Genomic DNA, 26,381 nt, shown 5'->3' with positions numbered 1-26,381 from the left:
TCCCACGGGTGGTGGTGCACCGGGTGCACCCCCACCCTGGGCTTTTGGCCTATAGGCAATAAAGTGTGTCTGAAAACCTGATCCTGCCCCCGGAAAGCCGGGACAGGATCAAGGTTCACAGGGGTATTCAATCCATAAGTGTGAAGCTTACTGGACAATCCCATACTTGTATTATCTGCCATTCACCCATGAAAAAGAACGGCACGACATCCAAAGGAACCCAACGCTGGCGATGCAAGAACTGCAATTCCAGCACCACTTTCCAGCGAGCTGACACCACAGCTCGCAACCAACTCACTGGCTTCGTCGGTTGGCTCATGAGCAGGCTTTCTCAAGCCGAATTCGGCGGAGGCACTGGCCGGACTTTCCGCTACCAGACCGCTTGGTGCTGGAACGTCGAACCCTATTTACCGCGAACTGGTGAAGTCTTCAATGAAGTCCAAGTCGACGGTATCTATATCCGTCCAGGCTGGTGCCTGCTGATCGCTATCGCTAACGGAAGCGTTATCAGATGGCAGTGGTGCGACCGTGAAAAAGCCGTGGCATGGATCGCTTTGCTGCAGCATTTTCCCGAGCCGAAAGTCGTGCTGACGGATGGCGGTTCAGGACTGATGAAAGCGTTGAAAAAGCTCTGGCCTAATGTGAAGATCCAACGCTGCTTGGTCCATATCCAGCGCAACGTTCGCACCTACCTGACGATGAATCCTCGGTTGCAGGCTGGTAAATCGCTGCGGCGTCTAAGCTTGAAACTCACGAAAATCCAAACGCAGGAAGCCGCGACAGAATGGATGGCCGCTTTCGCCGCCTGGCATGCAGAGAACCAGGACCTGATCAATGAGAAGACCTACGCTGCTGACTGGCCCGGTGCCAGACCGCAAGGTGTTCATGGCACCCGGAAGGGATGGTACACCCATGAACGGCTACGAAGCGCCTACGAGTCCATGAGGAAAGCAATGCAGCGCGGTCACTTGTTCACGTACTTGAACGAGGACCTAAAAGGTCTGGGGATCAACGCGACGACGAACATGACTGAAGGCGCGGTGAACTCCGGGATCCGCGCCATGATCTTTCATCATCGCGGGATGCCGGTCGAGCATCGAAGACGAGCATGCGAGTGGTTCTGCTGGATGCACACCGATGAGGCGAATCGCCCTGCGTTGGGAGAGCTTTTACGGCCGGAGCACTTCTCTCCAGAAGCAAAGAAGGCAGCTGAGCAAGTGTCAGATGACGAGCCAATCGGCCCGGAGCTTTAAGGCACCGACGCTAGTACCGAAGATGGACAGATCATCAGAAGAGGCTGGATTCGAAACAGCTACTAGTCACTGGTTTTGAAGGTGTCTGGCCTTGGAACACGCCCGGGCCAAACACACTTTATTGCCTATAGCCCGGGCTTTTAAAGGCGCTCTTGCGCTGCAGACTGCCGGGAGGTTAAACAGGCGAGGCCCCACCAGCTGGTGGGGCCTCTAGCCGTTCAAACATTGTCCGGCGGTGTCCTACTCTCCCACACCCTCCCGAGTGCAGTACCATCGGCGCAGTGGGTCTTAGCTTCCGGGTTCGGTATGGGACCGGGCGTTTCCCCCACGCTATGACCGCCGTAACTCTAGCCCTCGCGGTTTCCCGCGGGAAGTTTCGGTGTTCATCGCGATCGCGACAACCAGATAAACATATCAAAGAGGGTCTGGCCCTGTCCATTTCACGGCCTGCCCGGGGCACGTGAACTGCGCTACACCCGCAGCGGGTCTCGCATCCGGTCCCTGGCTAGGCGAGGGTACGGTGCCCGGAATCCAGCCGGCGCGTCCACCCACGTCCATCCAGGTATTCCAGCAGCGGGATGGCCACCCGCCGGGTGGTGTCCAAAGCCTGCCTGGCCTGGCTGGTGGTGAAGGGCTGGGGCAGGGTCGCGAGCGTGCGCATGGCCTGGGCCGGGGCCAGCGGCAGCAGTACGATGCCCTCGCCAAGCCGCAGCAGCCGGCCGGTGCGTTCCGCGGCCGCCAGTTCGCGGGGACCCAGGCCCAGGGCCTGAAGTTCGCGGGCCTCCGGTGCGGCGAAGGGGGTTGCCGCCAGGGCGCGCTCCACCGCCTGGATCCCGGGTTCGGCCGGCCCCAGGTCCGCTGGATGCCCGGGCAGGGTGATGAACCCGGCCCGGTGCTGCAGCCCGGCGGCGTCGATCACCTGCTGCAGCAGCTCCGCTCCGGCCTCCCCCAGCAGGTTTTCCGCCGCCCCACGCGAGAGCCCGGGCGCCAGCGGGTCATCCTGGAGCAGCTGCTGTACGGCGGCGCGCAGGCGGCGCTGCCAGGCGTCGAACACCGGGGCGTGCACCCACCATTGGCCTTGCTGCAGCACCCCGTCGGGTACGGCTTGCACTGCGCGCACCCCCATGCGTTGCAGGGCGGTGCGGCGCACGGCACCGCGCCGGGCCACTTCCAGCGCCGCGTCCCCGTCCGGCTCCATCCCGGCCAGCTGCGCTGCGCGCCGCGCGGCGGCGCCCCGCCGCTGCAGGGCCGGAGGGTCCACGTCCAGCACCTGGGCGCCGGCGAACACGGAGCGGCTGCCGGTGGTGCGCAGCACCAGCCGGTCCCCCAGCTGCAGCGGCAGCGCCCGGGCCAGGATCATCCGGGCGTGCCCGGCATCCAGCGGCCGCAGCCGGCAGCCCAGGCTCACCGTGCCCAGGTGCAGCTGCACCTCTTCGGGCGCGGTGGTGAGGTCCGCGCCCATGGTGCGCCGCACATCCACGGTGTCCACCAAATCCCAGGCGCCCGGGGTGAGCAGCACATCCCCGCGGTGCACCTGCTCGGCGCGGAGGCCGGAGCGCAGGTTCAGCGCCACCCGGTTCGTGGCGCCCACCGCGTCCACCTCCCGGTTGCGGCTGTGCACCGCGCGCACGCTGAGCTGGTGTTCGCCATTTTCCCCCGCCAGCACGAGTTTGTCGCCGCTGGCCAGCTGCCCGGCCTGCAGCGTGCCGGTGACCACGGTCCCGGCGCCGCTGATGCTGAACGAGCGGTCGATCCACAACCGCACCCGGGCCTCGGGCTGCGGGTGGGGCAGGGAATCCAGCAGCCCGTCCAGCGCGGTGCGCAGCTGGGGCAGCCCGGCCCCGGTAGGTGCGCAGACCGGGAGGATCTTTGCCTCCGCCAGCCCGGTGCCGCGCAATTCGGCACGCACCTGGTCGATCACCGTCTGAAGCGGCGCGCCGGCACGGTCGGTGCGGGTAAGCACCACCAGCCCGTGCTCGATGCCCAGGGCCTGCAGCACGTCCCGGTGGTCCGCGGACTGCTCCCGCCAGCCCTCGTCGGCGGCGACCACGAAGCACACGGCGGGCACCGGGCCGAGCCCGGCCACCATGTTGCCCAGGAAGCGTTCGTGCCCGGGCACGTCCACGAACGCGACCTCCCTCCCGGAGGGCAGCTGCGTCCAGGCGAAGCCCAGGTCAATGGTGAGCCCGCGGCGGCGCTCCTCCGCCCAGCGGTCCGGTTCCATGCCGGTCAGCGCCCGCACCAGCGTGCTTTTGCCGTGATCCACGTGCCCGGCGGTAGCGACCACGAACATCGCTAGCCTCCCAGGCCGTTCGCGGCCGTGTGGGCGGCCAGGGCGGCACGCACCGCCGCGGCCAGGTGCTGGTCCTCGGACTGCGGGATGCAGCGCAGATCCAACAGGCACGCGCCCTGGTGCACCCGGGGCAGCACCGCCGGGTCACCGGTGCGCAGTGCGGCGGCCAGCTGTTCGGGCAAACGCAGCGCCCAGCCGGGCAGCGGCACCCCGGGCGCTCCCCCGCCGCCGACCCGGCCGTCGTGTTCCACCACGTCCCCGCCCACGGCCCCGGCCAGGGCCTCGGTGCGTTCGCGCAGCCGGTCAGGGTCGGCGTGCAGGGCCGCGTGCACCGGGGTCGGTTCGGCGTCTAGGCTGGCTTCCAGGGCCGCGAGCAGCAGCTTGTCCGCCCGCAGCGCCCGGGCCAACGGGTGGCGGGCCAGGCGGGAGATCACCTCGGCGCGGCCCAGCAGCACCCCGGCCTGGGGGCCGCCAAGCAGCTTGTCCCCGCTGGCGATCACCACGTCGGCCCCTGCCCGCAGCGCCCCGGCGATGTCCGGTTCCTCCGGCAGCGCCGCATCGGGCGCCAGCAGTCCACTGCCCAGGTCCACCACCAGCGGCAGGTGGTGTTCATCGGCCAGCGGACGCAGTTCGGCCACCGACACCCCGCTGGTGAACCCGCCGATCCAGAAGTTGCTGGGATGCACCTTCAACAGGCACCCGCCCGGCCCGGCGGCCGCGGCGGCGGCGTAGTCCTGCAGGTGGGTGCGGTTGGTGGCCCCCACCTCGCGCAGCGTGGTCCCGGTGGACTGGATCAGCTCCGGCAGCCGGAACCCGGCCCCGATCTCCACCAGCTCACCACGGCTGATGATCACCTCACCGGCACCGGCCAGCACGGTGGTGGCCAGCAGCAGCGCCGCGGCCCCGTTGTTCACGACCAGCGCGTCCTGCGCGGCCGGGCAGGCGCGCAACAGGGCCTGCACGGTGCCGGTGCCGCGCTTTGAGCGCCGTCCGGAGGCCAGGTCCATTTCCACGTCCACATAGCCCGCCGCCGTCACCAGCGCCTCACGGGCGGAGGCGGAGAGCGGCGCGCGGCCCAGGTTGGTGTGCACGATGATGCCGGTGGCGTTGAGCACCGGGCGCAGGCTGGTGGGCCGGTGCCGGGCCAGCGCCGCGACCACCTGGTCTTCCACCTCTTCGGGGGCCAGGTCCCCGGCCCGGGCCTGGTCCTGCACCTGGCGGATGATGCCGCGCACCAGATTCGGACCCAGGCGCTGCTCGGCGCGGCGGATCGGCTCGTGGGCCAGCAACCGGTCGGTGCGCGGGATGAGTCGGCGCGGGTCGGTGGTGCCCACGGGCCCCCTTCCAAAAGTCTGTGGAGCGTTGGCTGTTGGCGGAAGCGGACGGGAATCGAACCCGCCAGACCGAGATGCTCGGTCTCACCGGTTTTGAAGACCGGGGGGCCCACCAGGACCCGGACGCCTCCGTGATCATGCTAACACCGCCCCGGGCCCGGCGGCGCCAGCACTCAGCCTGCTGTTCATTCCCGCCCCGGCCACCCTGGCAGCCGGCTTCACATCCGGCCATCATTTCGCGCGGGAGTCCGGGATATGTGCCACGATGTGATGGAGCTCATGACCTCCCGCATCGATGTGCCACCGCAGGGCGCACCGGCCGCGGGGCAATGGGCGCACGAACCAACACCTGGATGGGAAGGGGAACACGGGGTTGCGGCGGCCGGCTGCCGCCGGACCAATCCCGGAACACGTCATGGAGAAGAACACCACCCTGCACAACGGCGCCCCGCACGCGGATCAGGTGCGGCTGACCGGCTACGCCCACGGCGGCGGCTGCGCCTGCAAGATCCCGCCCGGCGAGCTGGAGGACGCGCTGTCCGGCCTGGTCGGACAGGGGCACCCGGATGTGCTGGTGGGCCTGGACGGCGGGGATGACGCCTCGGCGGTACTGGTGCGCCCGGATCTGGCGGTGCTCTCCACCGCGGATTTCTTCACCCCGGTCGTTGACGACCCCTACGACTGGGGGCGCATCGCCGCCGCGAACGCGATCTCGGACATCTACGCGATGGGCGGCCGACCGGTCAGCGCGATCAACCTGGTGGGCTGGCCGCGCGACGTACTGCCCATGGAGCTGCTCACCGAGGTGCTGCGCGGCGGGCTGGACGTGGCCGGGGAGGCCGGATGTCCGGTCACCGGCGGGCATTCGGTGGATGACTCAGAGCCGAAGTATGGGATGGCGGTCACCGGCATCGCCGAACCCGAGAAGCTGCTGCGCAACGACGCCGCGGTGGCCGGGCTGCCGCTGACCCTGACCAAACCCATCGGGCTCGGGCTGCTGAACAACCGCCACAAGCAGACCGGGGAGGTCTTCGAGCAGGCCATCGCCACCATGGTGCAGTTGAACCGGGACGCCTCCCAGGCCGCGGTGCTTAGCGGGGCCCGCGCCGCCACCGACATCACCGGCTTTGGGCTGCTGGGACACCTGTTCAAGATGTGCCGGGCCTCCGGGGTGGGCGCCGTCATTGACCGCGCCGCGGTGCCGCTGGTGGAGGGTGCCGCGGAGGCGCTGCGCGACGGCTACATTTCCGGCGGAACCCGTCGCAACCTGGACTGGGTGCGCCCGCACCTGCGCGCCGGGGCCGGGGTGAGCGAGCAGGACCTGCTGCTGTTGGCCGATGCGCAAACCTCCGGCGGCCTGCTGGTGGTCGGGCAGCTGCCCGGCTACCCGGTGATTGGGCATACCGTGCCCGGCAGCGGAATTGAGATCCGCTAGCCGGCGGTGGTGATCGAATCGTGCACGATGCCGGCCCTACGGCGGGCGGCGAGCCGGCGCTTTTGCGGTTCGATCGTGTAGCGCGGGTCCTGGGCCGCGGCCAGCCCGGCACGCAGCACCCCGAAGCGGGTCAACGCCGAAGCCGCCAGCAGTGCGGCTCCGGAGCCCGCGGCCAGCCAGCGGCTGCGCCCGGCCACCGCGGCGCCCACCCCACCGGCAATGGTCAGCCGTTCGCTCCATTTGAGCAGCCGGCCCGGCCCGTCCAGCTCCAGCGGCTCGGCGGCCACCGGGTCCATGTTGCGTTTCATCACCCGGGAGGCAACCAGTTCCCCGGCCGCCCCCATGGCGGCCAGCGCGCGTGCCGGGCCGGCGTGCTCCGGCGCGGTGGTGAGCATGCCCAGTCCCCCGGCGGCCAGGCTGGCGGAGCTGACGAACACGAACGGCAGGTCCTGCCGGGCCGCGTTCCAGGTGGGGTTCGCGGTGTCCGAGAGCAGCACCGCGGTGTAGGCGGCCAACGGGGTGGCCAGCACCCCGGCGCCCACCCCGGCCGGTGCCTCCAGGGCCTGCAACACGCGGCGCAGCGGCCCCAGCGGCAGCCGGGCCGCGCTCATCCGGTCCACCTCGGCGGCGGCCGCCACCCCGGCTGCGGCGCTGAATGCGGTCAGGATCCAGGAGCCCAGGCTCATCGGGGAGCTGGGCTTGATGGTGCGCAGCATGTGCAGGAAGCGTTCGGGCCGCCCCAAATCCGCGATCAGCGCCACGCTACCGGCCCCAATCGCGCCGAACGCGCCAAGCCGGCTGTTGCGGCACAGCTCGCGCCGGCCACTGAGCTGGGCCCCAACCCCCAGCAGCGCCGAACCTCCGGCCACCCCACCCAAAAACAGGTAGATGGCAATCGGGCTGCCCCACGGCGGCGGTTTGATCACCGGCTGGCCGTAGTAGGAGGCGAACGTGGCCTCGGGCACCACCGGCACCTCCCCGCGCCCACCGGCTCCGGCGCGTCGCCGCTTGCCTCCGCGGCGTTTGCGGCGTTCGGGCTCCGGGGGCCGGTAGCTGTCGAAATCCGAGACCGTCATCGGCGTCCTCCCAGCACAAACGCGGCGGCCGCCCCGGCCAGCATCCCGGCCGCGGCCAGCCCGGCCCGCTTGAACATCTGCGGCAGGTCGGCGGTGGGAACCCGTGGGTCCGGCGGCAGCCCGTAGACCTCGGGCTCATCCAGCAGCAGGAACACCGAACCGGTGCCGCCCACCCCGTCCTGGCTGTTCGCCCCGTACAGCCGGGCCTCGGTCAGCCCCTGGGCGTGCAGTTCGGCGACCCGGGTGCGGGCGGTGTCCACCATGTCCTCACGGGTGCCGTACTTGATGGAGGTGGTCGGGCAGGCCTGGGCGCAGGCCGGGGTCTGCCCGTCAATGATCCGGTCATAGCACAGCGTGCACTTTTGGGCCACGCCCACGTTGTGGGTGCCGGCCTGTTCCCCGGGGGTGAAGTCCCGTTCGCTCTTGGTGCCCACCACCCCGTCGCTGCGCCGCTCGATCACCCCGAACGGGCAGCCGGCCACACAGGTGCCGCACCCGTTGCAGATGTCATCCTGCACCACCACGGTGCCGTGTTCGGTGCGGAACAGCGCCCCGGTGGGGCACACGTCCAGGCATCCGGCGTTCGTGCAGTGCTTGCACACGTCCGAGGACATCAGCCAGCGGAAGTCCGGGGTGTCCGGTGGGGTGGTGTCCACCCCCTGCAGGTTCTGCCCGTTGCCGCCGGGCGGGCCGATTCCCGGCATGCCCAGGCTGACCAACGCCCGCCCGGACTCGCGGGCAGCTTCAATGTGTTCGCGGTTCTGCTCGACGAACGCCACGTGCCGCCAGGTGTCCGCGCCCAGTTCCCCGGTGTTGTCATAGGAGGATTCCAGCAGCTCGTACTGCGAATCGGCCGGATTGCGGTTCCACTCCTTGCACGCCACCTCGCAGGCCTTGCAGCCGATGCAGATCGAGGTGTCGGTGAAGAACCCCTTGCGCGGGTAACCGCTGTGCCGGGTGTGCTGCGGTGATTCGGTCAGGTGGTTCACATTAGCCTTCCCTCGTCGTGTCGTTGCCGTGCTCGGCCCCGGTCTCTGGCGCCTGCTCGGGCGGCGCACCGGTGACCTTCTCGCTGCCGGTCTGTGCCGTTGCCCCGGCGCGCTGCTGGTATTCGGCGATCAGCGCCAGCAAGGCCGGTCCGCGCGGACGGCGTCCCGGGATGATGTCGCAGGAGCCGGCCTTGGATTCCTGGATCTGCACGTTCGGGTCCAGGGTGACTCCCAGCAGGTCGTTGGCCGCGTCCCCGCTGACCACTGAATCACTGCCCACACCCCAGTGGTAGGGCAGTCCGATCTGGTGGATGACCTGACCGGACACGTTCAGCGGCTTGACCCGCTCGGTGACCAGCACCCGGGCTTCGATGGCCGAACGCGGGGAAATGATCGTGGCCCAGCCGTACGGCTCCAGTCCGCGTTCGGCGGCCAGCTGCGGGGAAATTTCGCAGAACATCTCCGGCTGCAGCTCGGAGAGGTAGGGCAGCCAACGGCTCATCCCGCCGGCCGTATGGTGCTCGGTCAGCCGGTAGGTGGTGAACACGAAGGGGTACACCTCGGACCCCGGGGCGCCGGCGCTGGGTGCGCTGAGGTTGTCATCGCGCGGGTAGACCAGCCGGGCCGGGTTCTGCTGCTGGCGGTACAGCGGGTTGGCGACCGGGGATTCCTGCGGCTCGTAGTGGGTAGGCAGCGGACCGTCGACCATGCCCTTGGGCGCAAACAGCCAGCCCTTGCCGTCGGACTGCATGATGAACGGGTCGTCACCGGCCAGCGCGGCGGGCCCGCCGATCGTCGGGTCCGGGCGGCTGCCCGGGGCGCGGTCCACCGGGAAGTCCGGGACGTCCTGCCCGGTCCAGCGCTGCTGCTGCTCATCCCACCAGATGATCTTCTTGCGTTCACTCCATGGCTTGCCTTCGGGGTCGGCCGAGGCCCGGTTGTACAGGATGCGCCGGTTCGCCGGCCAGGCCCAGCCCCACTCCGGGGCCAGCTCGTTCTGCTGGTCGCCCGGGGTGCGGTCCGCGGCATGGTTGACCCCGTCGGCGTAGACCCCGGTGTAGATCCAGCAACCTCCCGAGGTCGTGCCATCGGCGCGCATCTGGGTGTAGGTCTGAAGCGGTTCACCCGCCTGCGGCCCGCTCAGGTGCCGACCGTTGATCTCGGCAAGCACCGCCTCCGGATCCGGCTCCTCGTTTTGCCCCGGGTAGTCCCAGGTCAGATCCAGCAGCGGCCGGTCACGTTCGTCGGTGGACCCGGCCAACTTCTCGCGGATGCGTGTGCCGAGCTGGTAGAAGAAGTCCAGTTCGCTTTGCGCCTGGCCGGGCGGGGCGATCGCCTGGTGCCGCCACTGCAGCAGCCGCTGCGTCTGGGTGAAGCTGCCGGCCTTTTCCACGTGGGTGGCCGCGGGCAGGAAGAACACCTCGGTTCCGATCTCCTCGGTCTTCAGCTCGCCCGAGGCGATCTCCGGCCCGTCCTTCCACCAGGTTGCGGATTCGATCAGGCTCAAGTCGCGCACCACCAGCCACTTCAGGTGGGACATCCCCATCCGCTGCATCCGTCCGTGGGCGGAGCCGACGGCCGGGTTCTGCCCGAAGATGAAGTACCCGTCCACCTCGTCATCGAGCATGCTCATCACGGTCTGGTAGGTGCCGTGGGGTCCGTTGATGCGCGGCAGGTAGCCGTAGCCCCAGTCGTTCTCCTCGGTGGCGGCCTCGCCCCACCAGGCCTTGAGCAGGCTGACCGTGTAGGCGTCGGCGTTGGCCCAGTACCCCTTCTGGTCCGGAGAGGAGATGCTGTCCAGGTATTCGTCCAGGTTCTGCAGTTCGGCGCTGGGCATCGGCAGGTACCCGGGCAACAGGTTGAACAGGGTCGGGATGTCCGTGGAACCCTGGATGCTGGCGTGACCGCGCAGCGCCATGATCCCGCCGCCGGGCCGGCCCATGTTCCCCAGCAGCAGCTGCAGGATCGAGGAGGTGCGGATGAACTGGGCTCCCGAGGAGTGCTGGGTCCATCCCACGGCATAGGCAAAGCAGGTGGTGCGGTCCCGGCCGGAATTCTCGGTGACCGAGCGGGCCAGGTATTCGAAGTCCTCGGCACTGATGCCGCAGGTTTCCTCCACCATCTGCGGGGTGTAGCGCGCATAGTGCCGCTTGAGGATCTGGAACACACTGCGCGGGTGCTGCAGCGTCGGATCCTGCTCAAATTCGGGGCGTTCCAGCGTCGGTCCCCCACTACCGTGGCTGTGCCCCACGGCGCGCTGGGAGGTGTCGGCCCCATGCTCATGGTCGTTGGAGCCATCCTGGCCGTCCCCGTCATCGGATCCCTTGCGCTGGTAGGCCCAGGAGGACATGTCGTACTGTCCGGTGTCCGGGTCGAAACCCGAGAACAGGCCGTTCAGGTCTTCGGTGTCCTGGAACTCCTCGGTGACCAAGGTGGCGGCGTTGGTGTACGCCTGGACATACTCCTTGAACCACAGGTCGTTGCTGATCACATAGTTGATCAGTGCGCCCAGCAGCACGATGTCGGATCCGGCACGTATTGCGATGTGCTTGTCGGCCACGGCACTGGTCCGGGTGAAACGCGGGTCAACGTGGATGACCTTCGCGCCCCGGGCCTTGGCTTCAGCAACCCACTGGTAGCCCACCGGGTGGCATTCGGCCATGTTCGAGCCCTGAATGACAATGCAGTCCGCATTGGCCATGTCCTGGAGTGTTTGAGTGGCGCCTCCCCGCCCAAATGAGGTTCCCAAACTGGGAACGGTGGCGGAGTGTCAAATACGGGCCTGGTTCTCCAGCTGCACTGCGCCGGCAGCGGTAAATAGTTTCTTGATGAGGTAGTTTTCCTCATTGTCGAGGGTGGCACCACCCAGGCCGGCGATGCCCATGGTGCGGCGCAAGGCCCGGCCCTGCTCGTCGGTCTCCTGCCAGTGGTTGCGTCGGGCTTCGAGGAAGCGTTCGGCCACCATGTCAATGGCGGTGTCTAATTCTAGTTCCTGCCAGTCGCTCGCGTAGGCAGGCCGGTAGAGGACCTTGGTCTGCCGCCCGGGGGCGTTGACCAGCTGTTCGCTGGCCGAACCCTTGGGACAGAGCCGACCGCGGGAAATTGGGGAGTCGGGGTCGCCTTCAATCTGCACGACTTTCTCGTCCTTGACGAAGACCTTCTGGCCGCACCCAACGGCGCAATACGGGCAGACGCTTTGTACTACTCGATCTGCAGTGGAAGTGCGTGGAGTGATCTCTTTGGTCCGCTGGGACATGACGGCTTCGCCGCGACCGAGCGGATCGCTCGATCGGAATTGCCGTACGACCGGCCAATTCAAGAAGCTAAACCCTGACATGCGTCCACCATAACCGAGATCACAAAAATGCGGCAAGGAGCTTTGCGCTGATGTCCAGCTTCCGGAAAGTCGTGTAGTCGTAGGCGTGGCGGCCGGCTGAAGGCCAACGGCTTAAACGGGTGAGGCTCCAACCATCACTGGTTGGAGCCTCAAACCCTTCATCAAGTTAAGTCCGGCGGTGTCCTACTCTCCCACACCCTCACGAGTGCAGTACCATCGGCGCAGTGGGCCTTAGCTTCCGGGTTCGGTATGGGACCGGGCGTTTCCCCCACGCTATGACCGCCGTAACAGCAGTGAAACAACCACACACCTGGTGCCGGCTGCAAAACCATCCATGAACAACACCTGCCAACCCCCACACCCCACCAACAAAGGGGCCCGGGGTGGTGTGGTTGTTGTTTCGTAACCGTATAGTGAACGCGAGCAACACTCTTTGCCGAACACCCCACACAAAAGGGGGGTGGTTTTGTTGTGTGTTGATAAGTCATCGGCCTATTAGTACAGGTCAGCTACACAAGTCTTTAGTCCTTGCTTCCACATCCTGCCTATCAACCCAGTGGTCTAGCTGGGGGCCTCTCACACAAAAAGTGCATGGAAATCTCATCTCGAAGCAGGCTTCCCGCTTAGATGCTTTCAGCGGTTATCCCTTCCAAACGTAGCTAATCAGCGATGCACTTGGCAGTACAACTGACACACCAGAGGTTCGTCCGTCCCGGTCCTCTCGTACTAAGGACAGCCCTTCTCAAATTTCCAACGCGCGCAGCGGATAGGGACCGAACTGTCTCACGACGTTCTAAACCCAGCTCGCGTACCGCTTTAATGGGCGAACAGCCCAACCCTTGGGACCTACTCCAGCCCCAGGATGCGACGAGCCGACATCGAGGTGCCAAACCATGCCGTCGATATGGACTCTTGGGCAAGATCAGCCTGTTATCCCCGAGGTACCTTTTATCCGTTGAGCGACGGCCCTTCCACACGGTGCCGCCGGATCACTAGTCCCGACTTTCGTCCCTGCTCGAGCTGTCACTCTCACAGTCAAGCTCCCTTGTGCACTTACACTCAACACCTGATTGCCAACCAGGCTGAGGGAACCTTTGGGCGCCTCCGTTACTCTTTAGGAGGCAACCGCCCCAGTTAAACTACCCATCAGGCACTGTCCCTGAACCAGATCATGGTCCGAAGTTAGGTGACCGGTACAGCCAGAGTGGTATTTCAACGATGACTCCACCCGAACTAGCGTCCAGGCTTCACAGTCTCCCACCTATCCTACACAAGCTGCACCGAACACCAATACCAAACTATAGTAAAGGTCTCGGGGTCTTTCCGTCCTGCTGCGCGTAACGAGCATCTTTACTCGTACTGCAATTTCGCCGAGTTCATGGTTGAGACAGCGGGGAAGTCGTTACTCCATTCGTGCAGGTCGGAACTTACCCGACAAGGAATTTCGCTACCTTAGGATGGTTATAGTTACCACCGCCGTTTACTGGGGCTTAAATTCTCCGCTTCGACCCCAAAGGGGTCTAACAGGTCCTCTTAACCTTCCAGCACCGGGCAGGAGTCAGTCCGTATACATCGTCTTGCGACTTCGCACGGACCTGTGTTTTTAGTAAACAGTCGCTTCCCCCTGGTCTCTGCGGCCCACACCCGCTCAGGAAAGCAAGTTTCCCTCACGAGGCAGGCCCCCCTTCTTCCGAAGTTACGGGGGCATTTTGCCGAGTTCCTTAACCATGATTCTCTCGATCGCCTCGGTATTCTCTACCAGATCACCTGTGTCGGTTTAGGGTACGGGCGGACTGGGACCTCACGCCGATGCTTTTCTAGGCAGCATAGGATCACCGAATCACCCACCAAAGTGGGCGCCTATCAGGTCTCAGGCACACGTTCCGCGGATTTGCCAACGAAACACCCTACACCCTTGGACCAGGTCAATTCCATTGCCTAGCTCGGCTACCTTCCTGCGTCACACCTGTTAACACGCTGACCTCACACCCTCGGTTCCCAGCCACCAACCACAACAACCACCCCCCAAAGGAGGCAGCACGTCATGGCGGCAGGTGGTTAGCATCAGATGCTCAGTATGGGCGGTCCTTCGCCGGTACGGGAATATCAACCCGTTGTCCATCGACTACGCCTGTCGGCCTCGCCTTAGGTCCCGACTAACCCAGGGCAGATTAACTTGACCCTGGAACCCTTGATCATTCGGCGGACGGGTTTCTCACCCGTCATTCGCTACTCATGCCTGCATTCTCACTCGCGTAGCCTCCACCGCTGGTTTCCACCGCGACTTCACCGGCCACACGACGCTCCCCTACCCATCCAAACCACTGGACCACAAAAGCCAATGACATGTTTGAATGACGCAACTTCGGCGGTGTGCTTGAGCCCCGCTACATTATCGGCGCGGAATCACTTGACCAGTGAGCTATTACGCACTCTTTCAAGGGTGGCTGCTTCTAAGCCAACCTCCTGGTTGTCACAGCAACTCCACATCCTTTTCCACTTAGCACACGCTTAGGGGCCTTAGTTGGCGTTCTGGGCTGTTTCCCTCTCGACTATGAAGCTTATCCCCCACAGTCTCACTGCTGCGCTCTGACTTACCGGCATTCGGAGTTTGGCTAAGGTCAGTAACCTTGTAGGGCCCATCGCCTATCCAGTAGCTCTACCTCCAGTAAGAAACACGCAACGCTGCACCTAAATGCATTTCGGGGAGAACCAGCTATCACGAAGTTTGATTGGCCTTTCACCCCTACCCACAGCTCATCCCCTCCATTTTCAACTGAAGTGGGTTCGGTCCTCCACACGCTCTTACACGCGCTTCAACCTGGCCATGGGTAGATCACTTCGCTTCGGGTCTAGACCGTGCCACTCAAACGCCCTATTCAGACTCGCTTTCGCTACGACTACCCCACACGGGTTAACCTCGCGACACAGCACTAACTCGCAGGCTCATTCTTCAAAAGGCACGCCATCACAGAACACAAAGCCCTGCTCTAACGGTTTGTAAGCACACGGTTTCAGGTACTATTTCACTCCCCTCCCGGGGTACTTTTCACCATTCCCTCACGGTACTGATTCACTATCGGTCATCAGGTAGTATTCAGGCTTACCAGGTGGTCCTGGCAGATTCACACGGGATTCCTCGAGCCCCGTGCTACTCGGGCACCCACACTAGGACGGCAGCACGCATGACGACTACGGGACTATCACCCTCTCTGGTCCGGCATTCCAACCGATTCACCTATACGCCTGCACCTCATCCCGCCAGCCGAATAGAACTGGCACACATGGACCCCACAACCCCGAAGATGCAACGCCTATCCGCTATCACACACCTACCGGTTTAGCCCCATCCGCGTTCGCTCGCCACTACTAACGGAATCACTATTGTTTTCTTTTCCTGCGGGTACTGAGATGTTTCACTTCCCCGCGTTCCCCCCACATGGCCTATACATTCAGCCACGGGTCACACCACATAACATGGTGCCGGGTTTCCCCATTCGGAAATCCTGGCCTCAACGTCCGGTTATCGACTCCACCAGGCTTATCGCAGATTCCCACGTCCTTCATCGGCTCCTGATGCCAAGGCATCCACCGTGCGCCCTTAAAAACTTTCAACACAATCATCCATCCATCACAGACAAACGACAGCACAGAAAACCTCAAATACATGAGCAACAAAACAATCAACAAAATCACAAAACAACAAACACCCACACACACAAAAAGCGGCAGGCACCTGTCATTTCAAGATGCTCGCGTTCACTATACAGTTCCCAAACAACAACCCCACACCCCCACACCACACACCCACACAAGGGGCACGCGTGCCAAGGACACAGGAAAACAAACATGGTCTTTCAACCGAAACACCAAGAACACCACACCCACCACAACGGCAGGCACAGCATGCTTGTTGCCTCAAAACCCAACAGTGCGCCACAACCCAGCACCACAAGCACCACCACCAGCCTTCCAACCACAAGCCCCCACAACGGAAACCCACGGCGTACTCACCAGCAGCACCACCCACAGCACCAAACCCGACCACAACCCCCACACCCAAAAAGTGCACGGACCACGACCGATAGTTCATTGATATTCCACCCATGAGCAACCCGCCCACCAACACTCGTGGCGGCAACGGGCAACCAATAATGGTTAGCTCCTTAGAAAGGAGGTGATCCAGCCGCACCTTCCGGTACGGCTACCTTGTTACGACTTAGTCCCAATCGCCAGTCCCACCTTCGACGACTCCCCCCACACAAGGTGGTTAGGCCATCGGCTTCGGGTGTTACCAACTTTCGTGACTTGACGGGCGGTGTGTACAAGGCCCGGGAACGTATTCACCGCAGCGTTGCTGATCTGCGATTACTAGCGACTCCGACTTCATGGGGTCGAGTTGCAGACCCCAATCCGAACTGAGACCGGCTTTTAGGGATTAGCTCCACCTCACAGTATCGCAACCCATTGTACCGGCCATTGTAGCATGCGTGAAGCCCAAGACATAAGGGGCATGATGATTTGACGTCATCCCCACCTTCCTCCGAGTTGACCCCGGCAGTCTCCCATGAGTCCCCGGCATAACCCGCTGGCAACATGGAACGAGGGTTGCGCTCGTTGCGGGACTTAACCCAACATCTCACGACACGAGCTGACGACAACCATGCACCACCTGTGAACCAGCCCCAAAAGGGGAAAGACCATCTCTGGCCCGGTCTGGAACATGTCAAGCCTTGGTAAGGTTCTTCGCGTTGCATCGAATTAATCCGCATGCTCCGCCGCTTGTGCGGGCCCCCGTCAATTCCTTTGAGTTTTAGCCTTGCGGCCGTACTCCCCAGGCGGGGCACTTAATGCGTTAGCTACGGCGCGGAAAACGTGGAATGTCCCCCACACCTAGTGCCCAACGTTTACGGCATGGACTACCAGGGTATCTAATCCTGTTCGCTCCCCATGCTTTCGCTCCTCAGCGTCAGTAAATGCCCAGAGACCTGCCTTCGCCATCGGTGTTCCTCCTGATATCTGCGCATTTCACCGCTACACCAGGAATTCCAGTCTCCCCTACATCACTCTAGTCTGCCCGTACCCACCGCAGATCCGAGGTTGAGCCTCGGACTTTCACGGCAGACGCGACAAACCGCCTACGAGCTCTTTACGCCCAATAATTCCGGATAACGCTTGCGCCCTACGTATTACCGCGGCTGCTGGCACGTAGTTAGCCGGCGCTTCTTCTGCAAGTACCGTCACCCCCAAAAGGGGCTTCTTCCCTACTGAAAGAGGTTTACAACCCGAAGGCCGTCATCCCTCACGCGGCGTCGCTGCATCAGGCTTTCGCCCATTGTGCAATATTCCCCACTGCTGCCTCCCGTAGGAGTCTGGGCCGTGTCTCAGTCCCAGTGTGGCCGGTCACCCTCTCAGGCCGGCTACCCGTCGTCGCCTTGGTGAGCCATTACCTCACCAACAAGCTGATAGGCCGCGAGTCCATCCCCAACCGATAAATCTTTCCACCCCCTGCCATGCAGCAGGAAGTCATATCCGGTATTAGACCCAGTTTCCCGGGCTTATCCCGAAGTCAGGGGCAGGTTACTCACGTGTTACTCACCCGTTCGCCACTAATCCACCAGTGCAAGCACCAGCATCATCGTTCGACTTGCATGTGTTAAGCACGCCGCCAGCGTTCATCCTGAGCCAGGATCAAACTCTCCATAAAAAACAAGAAAAGCACACCACCAACCACCACACGGCAGTCAATGATGCAATCCCGGCGAATAAAAAACACTCAACCACCACACACGGGGGTGCGGGCGATCAAGCAAATAAATGTTTCGTATTCACCAAACAAAAATAATTTGGTATCAACAAACTTGGCACACTATTGAGTTCTCAAACAACAAGCGCTTACCGGTTCATCATCGACATCATTTCGACCCGTGATCTCGTCCGGCGCTCTGTAATTATTTTATCCCAGCGAATTCCTGAAAGTCAAATCCATTCTTTGTGACCTGAATTTCTTTTCTTCGCTTCAACAATTCCTATTGTTTTTACAGTTGACTGTAACTACTCAGGTTTTTGTTGGAGTTTGTTGCCGGTGTTTCCGACGGTTTCGACCCCGTCCTTCGTTGCGGCAACAGATAAAAACTATACATGGATTCCAGAGCGTGCGCAAACTCGGAAGCAGCTCTTTTGAGGTGATCGTCGTAACACGGTGCCTAGCCGAGTCGGTACGCTTCATGCACTACTTCTGGGCGCCGGGGAAAATACTATCGCGCCAATGCGGTCCTCCTGCTGCTCTGCCGCATAAGCGCGCAGGAATCCGTGACGAAGCTTAGTGTCGTCATGAGCCTAAACGTCTTAGACGACAACCGCAGCTTAGGGTCTGCGCAGCCTTTCTCAGTTGGCGGTGATCTGCGTGCGTTGGTGCTCACGATCCAGAAATACGAACTTCTTCATCGCCCACCAGCGGAACACCATTCCTAACAGCGTGCCGATGATCGGTCCTGCGACAAAGTCGGCGACCTCCTGCACCAGCAGAGTGACGTGCGGTTGCGTTAGCCCAAAGACCCAACGCGAGATATATACAGGCGCCGAGGTGATCCCGACCGCCAGTACCGACATGACGACGAACTTGATGAACTGGACACGCTTCAGACCATGGGCGATGTCCCCGAAGGTAAACCGGCGGGACAGGAAGTACGAGGCAACCGTCGAGACAGCATTAGCGATCAAGAACGCCGTAGTTGGATGCGCAGTCAATATGGTTAGCTTCAGCCCATAGTTGACCACCAGGGTAAGGATGAAGCACACACCTCCCACTCCCAGGAAGTAGACAATACGCAGCCTTTGGCGCATCTTCTGCCGCGTGCCGAAGTCCGGCGTGGGCGCAGCTACTTCCTCGTTTGGATTCCCCATGTGTTTATCCTACGGTCACCTTCTAGCTACTCCCGGTAGGCAGTACACCGGTATCGGGTAATATCCAGGCTGCGCTTGTGGACCATTCGAAGATTCCACAACTCCCGGTCGTGACGGAAGGCCCATGGACGGAACCGAACGATAAAGTGAAACAGCAGGAGAGGGAATCCTTACGGATTCCCCCTCCTGCTATTTGGTCGGGATGACAGGATTTGAACCTGCGACCTCGTCGTCCCGAACGACGCGCGCTACCAAACTGCGCCACATCCCGTTGTTTTCGCAACGAAATAATACTGTACACGCAAGATTGGACGGAACCAAATCGAGTGACCTGCTGCACTTATGGGATGGCCTTGCCGGGATTCAGCAGGCCCTGCGGGTCCAGGAAGTTCTTCAGCTGCCGCTGGATCTCCAGCACTGCGGAGGATTGTTCCCAGGCGAGCCATTCACGCTTGATTAGACCAACGCCATGCTCCCCGGTGATGGTTCCACCCACTTCCAGCGCCAATCGGATGCTCTCCTCCAGGGCGAGGGTGAGCCGGCCAAGTGGATCTTCGCCGGCGTCGGGTTCAACGGAAAACGTAGGATGCAGATTGCCGTCACCAGCATGGGCAATGATCCTTACGTCAACGTCGTATTTGGCGGCAACTCCACGTACTTTGCGCACGTAGTCGACCATGCAGCTCTTGGGTATAGCCACGTCTTCGCCCATGCGGTAGGCGTCATCCTTGGTATCCCCCCTGCTGGTGCGACGCATCTCGATGAGGCGCGAAGCAAACTCATCGCCTGGAGCACTGATGATGACTTTCGCTTCCGCAAACGCAGTGCGAACAACATCCTCTTCAATCCTGGCGCCATACCCATCCAATCGAACTAGAAGCATCGCCTCGCCATGCTCAGCGATATCGGTGCCGTAGGTCTGATCCAACACCGACATCGTCGGCCTATCGATGAGCTCTAAGATCGCGGGCTGAACTCTGGCCCTGGCAATCATCTGGACGCCTTCGACGGCATCTTCGAGTGTTTCAAAGACCAGACTCATGTCCCTTTGGTCAACAGGCAGGTAACGCAGCCGCAATACGGCGCGTACAACGATCCCCAAGGTGCCTTCCGAGCCGACGAAGAGCGAACGCAGATCGTAACCGGCCACTCCCTTAAATGTGTTGGCACCAATTGTGATCAGCTGGCCATCCGCGAGCACGACGTCCAGTGCCAGCACTGATTCTCGGGTCACCCCATACTTTGCACAACGAAGCCCGCCTGCGTTGGTGGCAATATTGCCGCCCAGGGTCGACATCCGATAGCTTGCCGGGTCAGGAGCATACATGAGGCCGTGCTCCGCAACCGCATCATTTAACTCGTTATTGATGACCCCGGGTTCGACTACTGCCACCTCGTCTTGTGGCCGGATCTCCAAGATGCGGTTCATACGAGACAGATTCAGTACCAGCGACGGGCACATCACGTGAACACCGCCGGAGACTCCCGTACCAGCGCCGCGGCTGATGATCGGGACTCCATGCCGGGAACACAATCGCACGATCTCCTGAACGGCTTCTACCCGATTCGGGTATGCAATTGCGAGCGGCAGGATCGGGTCAGTGGCCAGTTGGCCGTAATCGCGGGAATTCTCCAGCAGATCCTCCGGAGAGGTACTGACACCATCAGCACTGAGAATCTCCGTCAGTTCGTGAACAAAAACGGAATAGTCCTTGTCCTGTGCCACTACCGCCCCTCCTACTGGTTACGTTGATCTCTACGAAGCGTACTCCAGGTCACCACATTTACCTCGAGGGGTAGAAATGGTTACGTAGATCCATGCTTGGGGGTGAACAGCAGCCTTTGACTCGAACCGCCACCGATTCGAACGGAAGCGTGGCTTGGCGGCAATGCAGCGAAAAGAATAGATGCCGGAACCGGATTGCTGGTTAGGGGCTTAAACGGGTGAGGCTCCAACCATCACTGGCTGGAGCCTCAAACCCTTCATCAAGTTAAGTCCGGCGGTGTCCTACTCTCCCACACCCTCACGAGTGCAGTACCATCGGCGCAGTGGGCCTTAGCTTCCGGGTTCGGTATGGGACCGGGCGTTTCCCCCACGCTATGACCGCCGTAACAGCAGTGAAACAACCACACACCTGGTGCCGGCTGCAAAACCATCCATGAACAACACCTGCCAACCCCCACACCCCACCAACAAGGGGGGGCCTGGGGTGGTGTGGTTGTTGTTTCGTAACCGTATAGTGAACGCGAGCAACACTCTTTGCCGAACACCCCACACAAGGGGGGGTGGTTTTGTTGTGTGTTGATAAGTCATCGGCCTATTAGTACAGGTCAGCTACACAAGTCTTTAGTCCTTGCTTCCACATCCTGCCTATCAACCCAGTGGTCTAGCTGGGGGCCTCTCACACAAAAAGTGCATGGAAATCTCATCTCGAAGCAGGCTTCCCGCTTAGATGCTTTCAGCGGTTATCCCTTCCAAACGTAGCTAATCAGCGATGCACTTGGCAGTACAACTGACACACCAGAGGTTCGTCCGTCCCGGTCCTCTCGTACTAAGGACAGCCCTTCTCAAATTTCCAACGCGCGCAGCGGATAGGGACCGAACTGTCTCACGACGTTCTAAACCCAGCTCGCGTACCGCTTTAATGGGCGAACAGCCCAACCCTTGGGACCTACTCCAGCCCCAGGATGCGACGAGCCGACATCGAGGTGCCAAACCATGCCGTCGATATGGACTCTTGGGCAAGATCAGCCTGTTATCCCCGAGGTACCTTTTATCCGTTGAGCGACGGCCCTTCCACACGGTGCCGCCGGATCACTAGTCCCGACTTTCGTCCCTGCTCGAGCTGTCACTCTCACAGTCAAGCTCCCTTGTGCACTTACACTCAACACCTGATTGCCAACCAGGCTGAGGGAACCTTTGGGCGCCTCCGTTACTCTTTAGGAGGCAACCGCCCCAGTTAAACTACCCATCAGGCACTGTCCCTGAACCAGATCATGGTCCGAAGTTAGGTGACCGGTACAGCCAGAGTGGTATTTCAACGATGACTCCACCCGAACTAGCGTCCAGGCTTCACAGTCTCCCACCTATCCTACACAAGCTGCACCGAACACCAATACCAAACTATAGTAAAGGTCTCGGGGTCTTTCCGTCCTGCTGCGCGTAACGAGCATCTTTACTCGTACTGCAATTTCGCCGAGTTCATGGTTGAGACAGCGGGGAAGTCGTTACTCCATTCGTGCAGGTCGGAACTTACCCGACAAGGAATTTCGCTACCTTAGGATGGTTATAGTTACCACCGCCGTTTACTGGGGCTTAAATTCTCCGCTTCGACCCCAAAGGGGTCTAACAGGTCCTCTTAACCTTCCAGCACCGGGCAGGAGTCAGTCCGTATACATCGTCTTGCGACTTCGCACGGACCTGTGTTTTTAGTAAACAGTCGCTTCCCCCTGGTCTCTGCGGCCCACACCCGCTCAGGAAAGCAAGTTTCCCTCACGAGGCAGGCCCCCCTTCTTCCGAAGTTACGGGGGCATTTTGCCGAGTTCCTTAACCATGATTCTCTCGATCGCCTCGGTATTCTCTACCAGATCACCTGTGTCGGTTTAGGGTACGGGCGGACTGGGACCTCACGCCGATGCTTTTCTAGGCAGCATAGGATCACCGAATCACCCACCAAAGTGGGCGCCTATCAGGTCTCAGGCACACGTTCCGCGGATTTGCCAACGAAACACCCTACACCCTTGGACCAGGTCAATTCCATTGCCTGGCTCGGCTACCTTCCTGCGTCACACCTGTTAACACGCTGACCTCACACCCTCGGTTCCCAGCCACCAACCACAACAACCACCCCCCAAAGGAGGCAGCACGTCATGGCGGCAGGTGGTTAGCATCAGATGCTCAGTATGGGCGGTCCTTCGCCGGTACGGGAATATCAACCCGTTGTCCATCGACTACGCCTGTCGGCCTCGCCTTAGGTCCCGACTAACCCAGGGCAGATTAACTTGACCCTGGAACCCTTGATCATTCGGCGGACGGGTTTCTCACCCGTCATTCGCTACTCATGCCTGCATTCTCACTCGCGTAGCCTCCACCGCTGGTTTCCACCGCGACTTCACCGGCCACACGACGCTCCCCTACCCATCCAAACCACTGGACCACAAAAGCCAATGACATGTTTGAATGACGCAACTTCGGCGGTGTGCTTGAGCCCCGCTACATTATCGGCGCGGAATCACTTGACCAGTGAGCTATTACGCACTCTTTCAAGGGTGGCTGCTTCTAAGCCAACCTCCTGGTTGTCACAGCAACTCCACATCCTTTTCCACTTAGCACACGCTTAGGGGCCTTAGTTGGCGTTCTGGGCTGTTTCCCTCTCGACTATGAAGCTTATCCCCCACAGTCTCACTGCTGCGCTCTAACTTACCGGCATTCGGAGTTTGGCTAAGGTCAGTAACCTTGTAGGGCCCATCGCCTATCCAGTAGCTCTACCTCCAGTAAGAAACACGCAACGCTGCACCTAAATGCATTTCGGGGAGAACCAGCTATCACGAAGTTTGATTGGCCTTTCACCCCTACCCACAGCTCATCCCCTCCATTTTCAACTGAAGTGGGTTCGGTCCTCCACACGCTCTTACACGCGCTTCAACCTGGCCATGGGTAGATCACTTCGCTTCGGGTCTAGACCGTGCCACTCAAACGCCCTATTCAGACTCGCTTTCGCTACGACTACCCCACACGGGTTAACCTCGCGACACAGCACTAACTCGCAGGCTCATTCTTCAAAAGGCACGCCATCACAGAACACAAAGCCCTGCTCTAACGGTTTGTAAGCACACGGTTTCAGGTACTATTTCACTCCCCTCCCGGGGTACTTTTCACCATTCCCTCACGGTACTGATTCACTATCGGTCATCAGGTAGTATTCAGGCTTACCAGGTGGTCCTGGCAGATTCACACGGGATTCCTCGAGCCCCGTGCTACTCGGGCACCCACACTAGGACGGCAGCACGCATGACGACTACGGGACTATCACCCTCTCTGGTCCGGCATTCCAACCGATTCACCTATACGCCTGCACCTCATCCCGCCAGCCGAATAGAACTGGCACATATGGACCCCACAACCCCGAAGATGCAACGCCTATCCGCTATCACACACCTACCGGTTTAGCCCCATCCGCGTTCGCTCGCCACTACTAACGGAATCACTATTGTTTTCTTTTCCTGCGGGTACTGAGATGTTTCACTTCCCCGCGTTCCCCCCACATGGCCTATACATTCAGCCACGGGTCACACCACATAACATGGTGCCGGGTTTCCCCATTCGGAAATCCTGGCCTCAACGTCCGGTTATCGACTCCACCAGGCTTATCGCAGATTCCCACGTCCTTCATCGGCTCCTGATGCCAAGGCATCCACCGTGCGCCCTTAAAAACTTTCAACACAATCATCCATCCATCACAGACAAACGACAGCACAGAAAACCTCAAATACATGAGCAACAAAACAATCAACAAAATCACAAAACAACAAACACCCACACACACAAAAAGCGGCAGGCACCTGTCATTTCAAGATGCTCGCGTTCACTATACAGTTCCCAAACAACAACCCCACACCCCCACACCACACACCCACACAAGGGGCACGCGTGCCAAGGACACAGGAAAACAAACATGGTCTTTCAACCGAAACACCAAGAACACCACACCCACCACAACGGCAGGCACAGCATGCTTGTTGCCTCAAAACCCAACAGTGCGCCACAACCCAGCACCACAAGCACCACCACCAGCCTTCCAACCACAAGCCCCCACAACGGAAACCCACGGCGTACTCACCAGCAGCACCACCCACAGCACCAAACCCGACCACAACCCCCACACCCAAAAAGTGCACGGACCACGACCGATAGTTCATTGATATTCCACCCATGAGCAACCCGCCCACCAACACTCGTGGCGGCAACGGGCAACCAATAATGGTTAGCTCCTTAGAAAGGAGGTGATCCAGCCGCACCTTCCGGTACGGCTACCTTGTTACGACTTAGTCCCAATCGCCAGTCCCACCTTCGACGACTCCCCCCACACAAGGTGATTAGGCCATCGGCTTCGGGTGTTACCAACTTTCGTGACTTGACGGGCGGTGTGTACAAGGCCCGGGAACGTATTCACCGCAGCGTTGCTGATCTGCGATTACTAGCGACTCCGACTTCATGGGGTCGAGTTGCAGACCCCAATCCGAACTGAGACCGGCTTTTAGGGATTAGCTCCACCTCACAGTATCGCAACCCATTGTACCGGCCATTGTAGCATGCGTGAAGCCCAAGACATAAGGGGCATGATGATTTGACGTCATCCCCACCTTCCTCCGAGTTGACCCCGGCAGTCTCCCATGAGTCCCCGGCATAACCCGCTGGCAACATGGAACGAGGGTTGCGCTCGTTGCGGGACTTAACCCAACATCTCACGACACGAGCTGACGACAACCATGCACCACCTGTGAACCAGCCCCAAAAGGGGAAAGACCATCTCTGGCCCGGTCTGGAACATGTCAAGCCTTGGTAAGGTTCTTCGCGTTGCATCGAATTAATCCGCATGCTCCGCCGCTTGTGCGGGCCCCCGTCAATTCCTTTGAGTTTTAGCCTTGCGGCCGTACTCCCCAGGCGGGGCACTTAATGCGTTAGCTACGGCGCGGAAAACGTGGAATGTCCCCCACACCTAGTGCCCAACGTTTACGGCATGGACTACCAGGGTATCTAATCCTGTTCGCTCCCCATGCTTTCGCTCCTCAGCGTCAGTAAATGCCCAGAGACCTGCCTTCGCCATCGGTGTTCCTCCTGATATCTGCGCATTTCACCGCTACACCAGGAATTCCAGTCTCCCCTACATCACTCTAGTCTGCCCGTACCCACCGCAGATCCGAGGTTGAGCCTCGGACTTTCACGGCAGACGCGACAAACCGCCTACGAGCTCTTTACGCCCAATAATTCCGGATAACGCTTGCGCCCTACGTATTACCGCGGCTGCTGGCACGTAGTTAGCCGGCGCTTCTTCTGCAAGTACCGTCACCCCCAAAAGGGGCTTCTTCCCTACTGAAAGAGGTTTACAACCCGAAGGCCGTCATCCCTCACGCGGCGTCGCTGCATCAGGCTTTCGCCCATTGTGCAATATTCCCCACTGCTGCCTCCCGTAGGAGTCTGGGCCGTGTCTCAGTCCCAGTGTGGCCGGTCACCCTCTCAGGCCGGCTACCCGTCGTCGCCTTGGTGAGCCATTACCTCACCAACAAGCTGATAGGCCGCGAGTCCATCCCCAACCGATAAATCTTTCCACCCCCTGCCATGCAGCAGGAAGTCATATCCGGTATTAGACCCAGTTTCCCGGGCTTATCCCGAAGTCAGGGGCAGGTTACTCACGTGTTACTCACCCGTTCGCCACTAATCCACCAGTGCAAGCACCAGCATCATCGTTCGACTTGCATGTGTTAAGCACGCCGCCAGCGTTCATCCTGAGCCAGGATCAAACTCTCCATAAAAAACAAGAAAAGCACACCACCAACCACCACACGGCAGTCAATGATGCAATCCCGGCGAATAAAAAACACTCAACCACCACACACGGGGGTGCGGGCGATCAAGCAAATAAATGTTTCGTATTCACCAAACAAAAATAATTTGGTATCAACAAACTTGGCACACTATTGAGTTCTCAAACAACAAGCGCTTCCGACACCACGAACCACCATCATCTGGCTGGCCGC

At 61.0% G+C, this 26,381-nt stretch carries 8 protein-coding genes, 2 tRNA genes, 7 rRNA genes and 1 pseudogene; 2 read left to right on the top strand and 16 right to left on the bottom strand.

Annotation, left to right across the window (positions count from 1 at the left end; all coding sequences use genetic code 11):
• Positions 1 to 107 precede the first annotated feature (107 nt).
• Positions 108 to 1,319 (top strand): annotated as a pseudogene (locus tag AC6I21_RS02415) (IS1249 family transposase).
• Between the two features lie 161 nt (positions 1,320 to 1,480).
• Here AC6I21_RS02415 and rrf (AC6I21_RS02410) read toward each other — a convergent pair.
• The 4 genes from rrf (AC6I21_RS02410) to AC6I21_RS02395 all read right to left on the bottom strand — a co-directional run bounded on the left by rrf (AC6I21_RS02410) (position 1,481) and on the right by AC6I21_RS02395 (position 5,011).
• Positions 1,481 to 1,597: ribosomal RNA gene (rrf, locus tag AC6I21_RS02410) — 5S ribosomal RNA — on the bottom strand.
• Between the two features lie 161 nt (positions 1,598 to 1,758).
• The gene (gene selB / locus AC6I21_RS02405) at positions 1,759 to 3,546 is read right to left on the bottom strand and encodes a selenocysteine-specific translation elongation factor (protein ID WP_497763024.1); all 1,788 of its coding nucleotides are present in this window, start codon (positions 3,544 to 3,546) and stop codon (positions 1,759 to 1,761) included.
• Positions 3,547 to 3,548: 2 nt separating this feature from the next.
• Positions 3,549 to 4,880, bottom strand: coding sequence for an L-seryl-tRNA(Sec) selenium transferase (gene selA / locus AC6I21_RS02400; protein WP_497763023.1), 1,332 nt, complete (start codon positions 4,878 to 4,880; stop codon positions 3,549 to 3,551).
• 36 nt (positions 4,881 to 4,916) lie between these two features.
• Positions 4,917 to 5,011: transfer RNA gene (locus AC6I21_RS02395), tRNA-Sec, on the bottom strand.
• Positions 5,012 to 5,295: 284 nt separating this feature from the next.
• Between AC6I21_RS02395 and selD the strand changes: the two genes are divergently transcribed.
• Entirely contained in the window at positions 5,296 to 6,315 is a 1,020-nt protein-coding gene (gene selD / locus AC6I21_RS02390; RefSeq protein ID WP_497763022.1) for a selenide, water dikinase SelD, read from the top strand.
• On the opposite strand, the gene nrfD is transcribed toward selD, so the two are convergent.
• From nrfD to AC6I21_RS02330, 12 genes are all read right to left on the bottom strand, one after another.
• Positions 6,312 to 7,391: an NrfD/PsrC family molybdoenzyme membrane anchor subunit gene (nrfD, locus tag AC6I21_RS02385; RefSeq protein WP_497763021.1), complete on the bottom strand. Its 1,080-nt coding sequence runs from the start codon at positions 7,389 to 7,391 to the stop codon at positions 6,312 to 6,314. The two genes, selD and nrfD, sit on opposite strands and share 4 nt — an antisense overlap.
• Complete coding sequence (locus tag AC6I21_RS02380) at positions 7,388 to 8,380, bottom strand: 4Fe-4S dicluster domain-containing protein (RefSeq protein WP_346923076.1); 993 nt, start codon at positions 8,378 to 8,380, stop codon at positions 7,388 to 7,390. Before AC6I21_RS02380 ends, nrfD begins: the two co-directional genes overlap by 4 nt.
• A gap of 1 nt (position 8,381) precedes the next feature.
• A complete protein-coding gene (gene fdh, locus AC6I21_RS02375) occupies positions 8,382 to 11,717 on the bottom strand; it encodes a formate dehydrogenase (protein WP_497763020.1) in 3,336 nt (1,111 codons plus the stop codon).
• A 170-nt stretch (positions 11,718 to 11,887) separates the two neighbouring features.
• A 5S ribosomal RNA gene (gene rrf, locus AC6I21_RS02370) occupies positions 11,888 to 12,004 on the bottom strand.
• A gap of 187 nt (positions 12,005 to 12,191) precedes the next feature.
• A 23S ribosomal RNA gene (locus tag AC6I21_RS02365) occupies positions 12,192 to 15,332 on the bottom strand.
• A gap of 555 nt (positions 15,333 to 15,887) precedes the next feature.
• Positions 15,888 to 17,424 (bottom strand): 16S ribosomal RNA (locus tag AC6I21_RS02360).
• Together the 16S, 23S and 5S rRNA genes form the textbook arrangement of a ribosomal RNA operon.
• 680 nt (positions 17,425 to 18,104) lie before the next feature.
• Complete coding sequence (locus AC6I21_RS02355; RefSeq protein ID WP_497763019.1) at positions 18,105 to 18,623, bottom strand: GtrA family protein; 519 nt, start codon at positions 18,621 to 18,623, stop codon at positions 18,105 to 18,107.
• Between the two features lie 194 nt (positions 18,624 to 18,817).
• Positions 18,818 to 18,894: transfer RNA gene (locus tag AC6I21_RS02350), tRNA-Pro, on the bottom strand.
• Between the two features lie 69 nt (positions 18,895 to 18,963).
• Entirely contained in the window at positions 18,964 to 20,349 is a 1,386-nt protein-coding gene (locus tag AC6I21_RS02345) for an FAD-binding oxidoreductase (RefSeq protein WP_497763018.1), read from the bottom strand.
• Between the two features lie 269 nt (positions 20,350 to 20,618).
• Positions 20,619 to 20,735, bottom strand: a 5S ribosomal RNA gene (rrf, locus tag AC6I21_RS02340).
• A gap of 188 nt (positions 20,736 to 20,923) precedes the next feature.
• A 23S ribosomal RNA gene (locus tag AC6I21_RS02335) occupies positions 20,924 to 24,064 on the bottom strand.
• 555 nt (positions 24,065 to 24,619) lie between these two features.
• Positions 24,620 to 26,156, bottom strand: a 16S ribosomal RNA gene (locus AC6I21_RS02330).
• Positions 26,157 to 26,381: the final 225 nt, after the last annotated feature.

Source organism: Glutamicibacter sp. St.4D3, from assembly GCF_059728615.1.
Note: the sequence above shows the minus strand (reverse complement) of the source record. Positions and strands in the feature narration are given on the sequence as shown.